11 protein-coding genes are annotated in these 8,832 nt (G+C 74.8%); 4 read left to right on the top strand and 7 right to left on the bottom strand.

The features are described from left to right. Positions 1 to 2,016: APC family permease (locus ABD994_RS29930; RefSeq protein ID WP_345424870.1), on the bottom strand; the 2,016-nt coding region annotated here is incomplete at its 3' end. 164 nt (positions 2,017 to 2,180) lie between these two features. Here ABD994_RS29930 and ABD994_RS29925 point away from each other — a divergent pair. Next, the gene (locus ABD994_RS29925) at positions 2,181 to 2,846 is read left to right on the top strand and encodes a potassium channel family protein (RefSeq protein WP_345424867.1); all 666 of its coding nucleotides are present in this window, start codon (positions 2,181 to 2,183) and stop codon (positions 2,844 to 2,846) included. Between the two features lie 2 nt (positions 2,847 to 2,848). After that, a complete protein-coding gene (locus ABD994_RS29920) occupies positions 2,849 to 3,517 on the top strand; it encodes a potassium channel family protein (protein WP_345424864.1) in 669 nt (222 codons plus the stop codon). A 38-nt stretch (positions 3,518 to 3,555) separates the two neighbouring features. Here the strand turns inward: ABD994_RS29920 and ABD994_RS29915 are convergent, their stop codons facing one another. The 4 genes from ABD994_RS29915 to dut form a co-directional block, all read right to left on the bottom strand. After that, positions 3,556 to 4,338 (bottom strand): DUF3159 domain-containing protein, encoded by a 783-nt coding sequence (locus ABD994_RS29915; RefSeq protein ID WP_345424861.1) that lies wholly within the window; start codon positions 4,336 to 4,338, stop codon positions 3,556 to 3,558. A gap of 98 nt (positions 4,339 to 4,436) precedes the next feature. After that, positions 4,437 to 4,811 (bottom strand): OB-fold nucleic acid binding domain-containing protein, encoded by a 375-nt coding sequence (locus ABD994_RS29910; RefSeq protein ID WP_345424858.1) that lies wholly within the window; start codon positions 4,809 to 4,811, stop codon positions 4,437 to 4,439. 123 nt (positions 4,812 to 4,934) lie between these two features. Further along, positions 4,935 to 5,669, bottom strand: a complete 735-nt coding sequence (locus ABD994_RS29905; RefSeq protein ID WP_345424855.1) for a DUF3710 domain-containing protein — start codon at positions 5,667 to 5,669, stop codon at positions 4,935 to 4,937. Further along, complete coding sequence (gene dut / locus ABD994_RS29900) at positions 5,666 to 6,157, bottom strand: dUTP diphosphatase (RefSeq protein WP_345424852.1); 492 nt, start codon at positions 6,155 to 6,157, stop codon at positions 5,666 to 5,668. The genes ABD994_RS29905 and dut overlap by 4 nt, the downstream gene beginning before the upstream one ends. A gap of 25 nt (positions 6,158 to 6,182) precedes the next feature. Here dut and ABD994_RS29895 point away from each other — a divergent pair, with 25 nt between their 5' ends. Next, positions 6,183 to 6,674: a DUF3093 domain-containing protein gene (locus ABD994_RS29895; protein WP_345424849.1), complete on the top strand. Its 492-nt coding sequence runs from the start codon at positions 6,183 to 6,185 to the stop codon at positions 6,672 to 6,674. Between the two features lie 10 nt (positions 6,675 to 6,684). Here ABD994_RS29895 and ABD994_RS29890 read toward each other — a convergent pair whose 3' ends face one another. Further along, the gene (locus ABD994_RS29890) at positions 6,685 to 6,987 is read right to left on the bottom strand and encodes a DUF4193 domain-containing protein (RefSeq protein ID WP_116706156.1); all 303 of its coding nucleotides are present in this window, start codon (positions 6,985 to 6,987) and stop codon (positions 6,685 to 6,687) included. 313 nt (positions 6,988 to 7,300) lie between these two features. Here ABD994_RS29890 and cei point away from each other — a divergent pair, with 313 nt between their 5' ends. Further along, positions 7,301 to 7,957 (top strand): envelope integrity protein Cei, encoded by a 657-nt coding sequence (gene cei / locus ABD994_RS29885; RefSeq protein WP_345424846.1) that lies wholly within the window; start codon positions 7,301 to 7,303, stop codon positions 7,955 to 7,957. A 3-nt stretch (positions 7,958 to 7,960) separates the two neighbouring features. Here cei and ABD994_RS29880 read toward each other — a convergent pair whose 3' ends face one another. Then, positions 7,961 to 8,779 (bottom strand): inositol monophosphatase family protein, encoded by an 819-nt coding sequence (locus tag ABD994_RS29880; protein WP_345424843.1) that lies wholly within the window; start codon positions 8,777 to 8,779, stop codon positions 7,961 to 7,963. Positions 8,780 to 8,832: the final 53 nt, after the last annotated feature.

Below are 8,832 nucleotides of genomic sequence, written 5' to 3'. Positions count from 1 at the left end.
CGCGCCGGCCGTGCCCGGCGGCGGCTCGTAGCCGCGGCGGGCCGACCCGCGCGCCCCCGGCGGGCGGCGGGCCGCCGCGCGCTTCGAGGACTCCAACTGCCACGGCACGCTGACCACCATGACGCCGGGCTGGAACAGCAGGCGCCCCTTGAGCCGCAGGGCGCTCTGGTTGTGCAGCAGCTGCTCCCACCAGCGCCCGAGCACGTACTCCGGGATGAACACCGTCACGACGTCGCGCGGGTTGTCGGTCCGGATGCGCTTGACGTACTGCAGGATCGGCTTGGTGATCTCCCGGTAGGGCGACTCGACGACCTTGAGCGGCACCGGGATGTCGCGCGCCTCCCACTCGGCCACCAGCGAGCGGGTGTCGGCGTCGTCGACGTTGACCGTCAGGGCCTCGAGGACGTCCGGGCGCGTCGCCCGCGCGTAGGCCACGGCCCGCAGCGTCGGCATGTGCAGCCGGGAGACCAGCACGACGGCGTGGTTGCGGCTGGGCAGCGTGCTGGTCATGACGTCCGGGGCGGCGATCTCCTCGCTGACCCGGTCGTAGTGCCGCCGGATGGACAGCATCATGAGGTACGCCAGGACCCCGGCCACGATCGCGATCCAGGCGCCGACCAGGAACTTGGTGACGAGCACCACGAGCAGCACCGTGCCGGTCATCGCCGTGCCGAAGCCGCTGATCCACCGCGAGCGGCGCAGCCGCGAGCGCTCGCCGGCGTCCGGCTCGGTGCGCAGCAGGCGCGTCCAGTGCCGGACCATGCCGGTCTGGCTCAGCGTGAACGAGACGAACACGCCCACGGTGTAGAGCGGGATGAGCGCGGTGACCTCGGCGGAGAAGCCGACCACCAGCACGACCGCGAAGAACGCGAGGAACAGGATCCCGTTGGAGAACGCCAGCCGGTCGCCGCGCGTGTGCAGTTGGCGGGGCAGGTAGCGGTCCTGGGCGAGGATCGAGCCGAGCACCGGGAAGCCGTTGAAGGCGGTGTTCGCCGCGAGCACGAGGATGAGGGCGGTGAAGATCGTCACGGCCCAGAAGCCGGGCGGGAAGCCGTCGAAGACCGTGCGCGCGAGCTGCGCGATCAGCGTCTCCTGGCGGTAGCCGGGCGGGGCGCCGACCAGCTGCTCGGGGCGCTCCGACATCACGACGCCCGACGCCCGCGCCAGCGCGATCATGCCGGAGAACAGGAAGACCGAGATCAGGCCGAGCATCGCCAGCGTGGTGGCCGCGTTGCGCGACTTGGGCTTGCGGAAGGCCGGCACGCCGTTGCTGATGGCCTCGACGCCGGTCAGGGCCGCGCAGCCCTGGGTGAACGAGCGCAGCACGAGGAAGACCAGGGCGAGCTTCGAGAGCTCGTCGGTCGAGGAGCCGCCGTTCTCCGTCAGCACCCCGAAGCCGGCGCTGGGCGCCACGAGGCCGTCGCCGAACACGACGCGCAGCACCCCGACGACGATCATGCCGGCGAGGCAGACGATGAAGCAGTACGTCGGGATCGCGAAGGTGAAGCCCGACTCGCGCACGCCGCGCAGGTTGATGGCGGTCAGGACGAGGATCGCGGCGACGGCGAAGAAGACCTTGTGCTCGCCGACGAACGGGATCAGCGCCCCGAGGTTGTCCGCCGCGGAGGACACCGACACCGCGACGGTCAGCGTGTAGTCGACGAGCAGGGCGCTCGCGACCGTGAGCCCGGCGTAGCGGCCCAGGTTGACCGTCGCGATCTCGTAGTCGCCGCCGCCCGACGGGTAGGCGTGCACGTTCTGGCGGTAGCTCACGACCACCGTGGCGAGCACGACGATGACCGCGACGCCCACCCACGGCGAGAGCACGTAGGCACCCAGCCCGGCGAGGGACAGGGTGATCAGCACCTCCTGCGGGGCGTACGCCACCGAGGACAGCGCGTCGGAGGCGAACACCGGCAGGGCGATCCGCTTGCGCAGCAGGGTGCCCTGCAGTTCGTCACTGCGGAACGGCAGACCGAGCAGCAGTCGCTTGGTCGCCGTGGCGAGCTTGGGCACGAGAGAAGCGTAGGCGCCGCGGGGAGGTTGCGGCGCACCCCGATCCCCAGCGTGTGGTGGTGGGTACACGCGCCGGTACACACGTCCGTCGCGGGCACGACACGGGCGATACGGTGCGCACCGCCCGCCGGGGCGCGCAGGGATCGGGAGGCAGGGGTGTCGCGGTGCACATCGTCGTGATGGGCTGCGGGCGCGTGGGGTCGTCCCTCGCCCTCGCCCTCGAACGACTGGGCCACGACGTGGCCGTGGTGGACCGCGACCCGCAGGCGTTCCGCCGCCTCGGCAGCGACTTCCACGGCCAGGAGGTCGTCGGCACCGGCTTTGACCGCGAGGTGCTCACCGCGGCCGGCATCCACCGCGCCGAGGCCTTCGCGGCCGTCTCCTCCGGCGACAACTCCAACATCATCGCCGCGCGCGTGGCCCGCGAGACGTTCGGTGTCGGCCAGGTCGTCGCCCGCATCTACGACGCCAAGCGCGCCGCGGTCTACGAGCGCCTGGGCATCCCGACCGTGGCCACCGTGCCGTGGACCACGGACCGGTTCCTGCGGATGCTGCTGCCCGACGGCGTCGCCACTGCGTGGCGCGACCCCTCGGGCACCGTGGCGATCATGCAGCTGCACTTCCACGAGGACTGGTCGGGCCGGCCGGTGTCCGAGCTCGAGGAGGCCACGGGCAGCCGCGTGGCGTTCATCGTGCGCTTCGGCACCGGGGTGCTGACCACCGCCGACACGGTCCTGCAGGCCGAGGACGTCGTGTACACGGCGGCCGTGAGCGGCACGGTCGCCGCCGTCACCGCCGCCGCGGCGGCGTCGCCGGAGAGGGGCGAGTAGCGATGCGCGTCACCGTGGCCGGGGCCGGGGCGGTCGGCCGCTCCATCGCCGCCGAGCTCGTCGAGGCCGACCACGAGGTGATGCTCATCGAGCGCGACCTCGCCCAGGTCGAGCCCGAGGCCGTCCCCCAGGCCGAGTGGGTGCACGCCGACGCCTGCGAGCTCGCCTCGCTGGAGGAGGCGCGCGTGCAGGGCTGCGACGTCGTCATCGCCGCGACGGGCGACGACAAGGTCAACCTCGTCGTCTCGCTGCTGGCGAAGACCGAGTTCGCCGTGCGCCGGGTGGTCGCCCGGGTGAACGACCCCCGCAACGAGTGGCTGTTCAACGACGGCTGGGGCGTCGACGTCGCCGTCTCCACGCCCCGCATGCTCGCGGCGATGGTCGAGGAGGCCGTCTCAGTGGGCGACCTCGTGCGCCTGATGACCCTGCGGCAGGGCACCGCCAACCTCGTCGAGGTCACCCTGCCGGCGTCCACCCCGCTCGCGGGCCGGGCCGTGCGCGAGGTGCCGCTGCCCCGCGAGGCGGCGCTCGTCGCCATCCTGCGCGGCGGGCGGGTCATCGTCCCCCAGGCCGACGACCCCCTCGAGCCCGGCGACGAGCTGATGTTCGTCACCGGCGAGGACGTCGAGGAGGAGATCCAGCGCGTCCTCAAGGGCGAGCCGGAGGCCTGACCGTCCCGGGGACGCAGCGAACGGGCTGTTCGCTGCCTCTAGGCGCGCGAACTCCGCGTTGATCTCCGCCGTCCGGTGCTCGCGGGGGCCTCGGACGCGGCGCGGCTGCGCCGGATGGCCCACACGGTGACGGCGGCGGCCAGCAGCGCGAGGGGCACGCCCATCGCGAGCCGGACCCAGCCGAGCCAGGTGTCGGCGTACACGGAGTCGTAGAGCCAGCGCTGCACGACGAAGCGGGCACCGAAGACGACGACCCAGGCCAGCGACGCCAGGTCGAAGGCGCGCAGCACCCGCGGGTCGCGCCGCCACGTCTGCCCCTCGCCGTTGACGAGGTGCCACAGGACGCCGACCAGCGGGCGCCGCACGAGCACGGAGAGCAGGAACACCCCGCCGTAGACGAGGCTCGTCCAGATCCCCAGCAGGAAGAAGCCCTTGGCCTCGCCCGTGCGCCAGGCGACGAACGCGCACACCGCGACGCCGAGCAGGCCCGACAGGGCGGGCTGGACGGCCTCGCCCCGCACCAGGCGCCACACGGCGACGGCCACCGCCGACACGACCGCCGCGACGATCGAGGCGACGAGGTTGCCCGCCACGGCCTGGGCGACGACGAAGACCACCACCGGCACGCCGGAGGCGACGATGCCGGACACCCCGCCCATCTGGTCGAGCAGCGTCGGCGCCCGGGGCTCGGGTGCCTCCTCCGGCGCCTCGGGTGCCTCGGGGGCCTCCGCGGGCTCCCCGGCGTGGTCGTCCCCGGGCTCGCGCCCGAAGGAGAGCACGTCCGTCGGCGGGTCGGGCCGGCGCCCTCCCAGCCCCTGCACGGGGCCGGTGGGCGGGTCCTCGGGATCGGGGCCGTGACGGCCGCCGGGGCGCGTGTCGGGTCGGATGACGGTCTCCCGTGCGGCGCGCCCTGCTCGGGTCAGTGCGCCCGCTGCAGCTCGTAGTAGGGGTTGTAGATGACCTTGCGTCCGTCGCGGACGGCGACGCGCCCGCTGGCACGCACCGTACGACCCGGCTCGATGCCGGGGATCCGGCGGCGTCCCAACCACACGAGCGTGACCCCGTCGGTGCCGTCGAACAGCTCGGCCTCGAGGGTCGCGACCGAGCCGCGCGGGCAGATCTCCACCGAGCGCAGGCGGCCCTTGACGGTGACGGCCTCGCCGGTGCTCGAGTCGCACGCCCGGTTGCAGCCGGAGCGCACGGCCTCGGCCGACAGGTCGTCGGCGTCGAGGTCACCGACGTCGGAGGTGAGGCGGCGGACCATGCGGCGCAGGAATCCGGTCTCGGCGGTCATGACAACGCTCCCGTACGACCCCGCGCCGGCCTCCCCGAACGGGCACCTTCGACCGCGGCTGTCCGAAGGATAAACGGATGGCGGGCCCGTGGTATGCCCGTTCCGCCCACCGGCACGCGCGCGTCAGGTCCGGCCGGGCGACGTCCCCGCCCCGGCGCGCTGCGGCAGCATCATCGGGATGACCGGGCCCTCCGGGCGGGTGATCTGGCGGGGCTTGGTGGGCATCGACTCGACCAGCGAGTCCGCGAACTCCGGCGGCACGTCCTCGGGGACCTCGAGGGGCAGCAGCGAGCGCACCGGCAGCGGGTCCGACGACCGCGCCACCACCGTCCCGCGGATCATCTCGCGGAGCAGCCCGTGCAGCTTCAGCGCGTGCTGCACGGGGCCGGTGCCGACGCCGCGCAGCATCCAGCGCGGGCCCTCGACGCCGACGACGCGGGCCACGGTGTCGCCGTTGCGGGCGACGAGCTCGCGGCCCCACTCCCCCCGGTCGCGGCGGATCGTCGCGCCCTCGGACTGCAGCTGCGCCGCGAGCTCCTCGACGAGCTCGGGCCACAGCCCGCCCGTGCGCGGCGCGGCGAAGGCGCTGACGGTGAGCCGGCCCTCGGGCACGAGCACGTGCACGGCCCGCAGCGGGCCCGACGGGTCCGGCTCGGCCTTGAGCCGCGCGCCGCGCGGGATCGGCAGCTGCACGGAGCCCAGGTCGAGGCGCAGCCGGCCGTCGCGGGGCGCGTGCTCGGCGTCCCACGGGCCCTGGCGCTGGTGGTGGCGGCGTCCGGCCGGGTCGGCCGACGCGGGCACCTGCGCGACGCGCCCGCTGCGGTGGCGGTGCCGCCCGCCGCGCACGTCCTCGCTCACGGCTGTCCTCCTTCGCTGATCGTCCCGTTCGTCCCGGACGAGCCGAAGCCCCCCGTGCCGCGGACCGACGGCGCGTGCGCGGCGAGGCCCTCGAGGTCGGTCACGTCCTCGAGGACCCGGAACTCGGTCTGCTCCACCCGCTGCACCACCAGCTGCGCGACGCGGTCGCCGCGGCGCAGCGTGACGGTGCGTTCGGGGTCGTGGTTGACCAGGCACACCCGGATCTCGCCGCGGTAGCCGGCGTCGACGGTCCCGGGCGCGTTGAGCAGGCCCACCCCCTCGCGGGCGGCGAGCCCGGAGCGCGGGACGACGAACGCCGCGTAGCCCTCGGGCAGCACGATGGCGATCCCCGTCCCCACCAGCGCGCGCTCGCCGGGGGCGAGCACCACGTCCCGGGCGGCCGCGAGATCCGCGCCGGCGTCGCCCGGACGGGCCCGCGACGGCACGGGCAGCCCGGGGTCGAGGCGGACGAGGTCGACCTGGAGCACGGCGGGCGAGACTACTCTGGGTGTCGTGAGCTCCCCACGGCCCTCACCGGGATCCGACGCACGCCCTGCCGGGGCCGACCACGTCGAGCGCCTGGGCGTGCCCTGGTGGGCCTGGCCGCCCGGCCTCCTCGTCGCCGTCCTGCTGGCGGCGGAGATCCACATGGGGTACCCGGGCGTGCGGGCCTGGCTGCCGTACGTGCTGCTGGTGCCGCTCGCGGTAGCCGCGCTGCTCTGGCTCGGCCGCGTCCGGGTCGAGGTCCGCGGCACCGGGGGCGAGCGGGAGCTGCGGGTCGGGCAGGCGCACCTGCCCGTGTCGTTCATGGGCCGCGTCGACGCGGTCGTCGGCGAGGCCAAGCGTGAGGCGCTCGGTCCGCAGCTGGATCCCGAGGCCTTCGTCGTGCACCGCCCCTGGGTGGGGCCGGTCGTCCGGATCGAGGTGCTCGACCCGGACGACCCCACTCCCTACTGGGTCGTGTCCACCCGCCACCCGGAGCGGCTCATCGCCGCCTTGCGCTGATCAGTGTTGATCAAGCGGCGCAATCCCGGCAGATGAACATGCCGCCGCGCTGGTCCGCGAGGCGGCTGCGGTGGTGCACCAGGAAGCAGCTCCCACACGTGAACTCGTCGGCCTGCTTCGGCAGCACGCGGACCGTCAGTTCCTCGCCGGAGAGGTCGGCCCCGGGGAGCTCGAAGCTCTCGGCGGTGTCGGTCTCGTCGACGTCGACGGCGGCGGACTGCGCTTCGTTGCGCCGGGCCTTGAGCTCCTCGAGGGAGTCCTCGCCCATCTCGTCGGTCTCGTTGCGGCGCGGGGCGTCGTAGTCGGTCGCCATAGCGGTTCCCACCCTCGGTCTTGCCCGGATCCTTGCCGGTTCCATCTCTGTCGTGCGGCAGCACAACGCGGGACGGCGACCGTTTGTGCCGGACCCGGAAAGTGACCCGGGTCTCATTGCTGGGTGTCTCCGGCACGGACGACGCGACGTCCGCGCGGCTGCGGAGCGGCGGGAGGGTAACCCATCGAGGCCGGCGCGGACAGCCGCCCCCGCCGGTGTGCCGCGCCGCGCCGGGACGTGGGGTGCGTGCCGGCACCAGTACCGTGGGCCGGACCCGCGCGGCGGGTCGGTCCGTCGGGCGGGAGGGCGTGGGTTGGTCGGCACGGTCAGGGCGGGCACCCAGCGGGTCCGCGACGCCTACCGGCGGCGGAACATGGTGCCGGCGACGGTCCTCGTGGCCGTGCTCGCGGTGGCGAGCATCGTGACGTGGACGATCGTGTTCACGAACTCCACCGCCGGGTCGGTGACCAGCTGCAACGCCTCCCCGGTCGCGGGCGCGGGCACGCCGCAGCCCACGGACGCGCTCGACGACCAGCAGGCCGCGGCGCCCGGGGACGTCCGGGTGAAGGTGCTCAACGGCGCCGGCCAGCGCGGCCAGGCCCAGCTCGCGGCGGCCGAGCTCGGCGAGCTCGGCATCGCCGAGGCGGCCCCGCCGGACAACGACCCGCTCTACCCCTCGCAGGACCTGTCCTGCGTGGGCCAGATCCGCTACGGCCCCGCGGGCGCCGCCGCGGCCCGCACGCTGAGCCTCGTGGTGCCCTGCGCCGAGCTGGTGTCCGACGGCCGCCAGGGCAGCGAGGTCGACCTGGCCCTGGGCGACGACTTCCGCGACATCTCTCCCGGCCAGCCGGTCACCGAGGCCCTGCGGGCCCTCTCGCGCCAGACGGCCACCGACGGGTCGGGGGCACCCGCCCAGGTGCCGGACCCGGCGGCCCTGAGCGCGCTGCACACGGTCGACTGCAGCTCCTGAGCCCTAGATCCCGCCCGCCCCCTCGGCCACGAGCAGGGACGTCAGCGGTCCCGCCAGCGCGGGCCCGGCGGCCAGGGTCGCCTCCGTCCCCAGCCCGTCACCGTCGGCCCCCGGGAGGCGGACCACCGCGCCGGCCTCCTCGGCGACGAGGCTCCCGGCGGCGACGTCCCAGCGGTGCAGACCGTGCTCGTAGAAGCCGTCGAGCCAGCCGGCGGCGGTGGCACAGAGGTCGAGGGAGGCGCAGCCCGTGCGCCGCACGTCGCCGAGGCGCCCGGCGACGCGTGCCAGCAGCGCCGCCTGGCGGCCGCGGCGGGCCGGGTCGTAGTTGAGGCCGGTGCCCACGACGGCGAGGCCGAGGTCGTCGAGCCCCGAGACGCGCAGCGGCTCCCCGTCGCGGGTCGCGCCGCCGCCGCGGACGGCGCGCCAGACCCGTCCCGACACGGGCTCGACGACGGCGCCGGCCACGACACGCCCGTCCACCTCGGCGCCCAGCGACACCGAGAACCACGGCAGGCCGTGGGTGTAGTTGACGGTGCCGTCGATGGGGTCGACCACCCAGCGGACCTGGCCGGGCGCCGGCGTGCCGGAGGTGCCGCCCTCCTCCCCGAGCACGAGGTCGTCGGGCCGGGCCGCGGCCAGCCGTTCGCGGACCAGCGCCTCGCACGCCGTGTCGCCCTCGGTGACCACGTCGGTGGCCGAGCTCTTGGTGTCGAGCCGGCCCGCCACCACCCGCTCGCGCACGGCCAGCGCCAGCGCCGCGGTCTCCCGGGCGATCGTCACGGCGAGGTCGGCCAGCGTGTCCGCGCTCTCCACGGAGGGCATCCGACCACATCCGGGCGAACGCGGGACGACGTGCCGGAGACGACGCGGAGCGG

Origin of the sequence: Actinomycetospora chlora (assembly GCF_039542135.1) — a bacterium.
GTDB lineage: Bacteria > Actinomycetota > Actinomycetes > Mycobacteriales > Pseudonocardiaceae > Actinomycetospora > Actinomycetospora chlora.
Note: the sequence above shows the minus strand (reverse complement) of the source record. Positions and strands in the feature narration are given on the sequence as shown.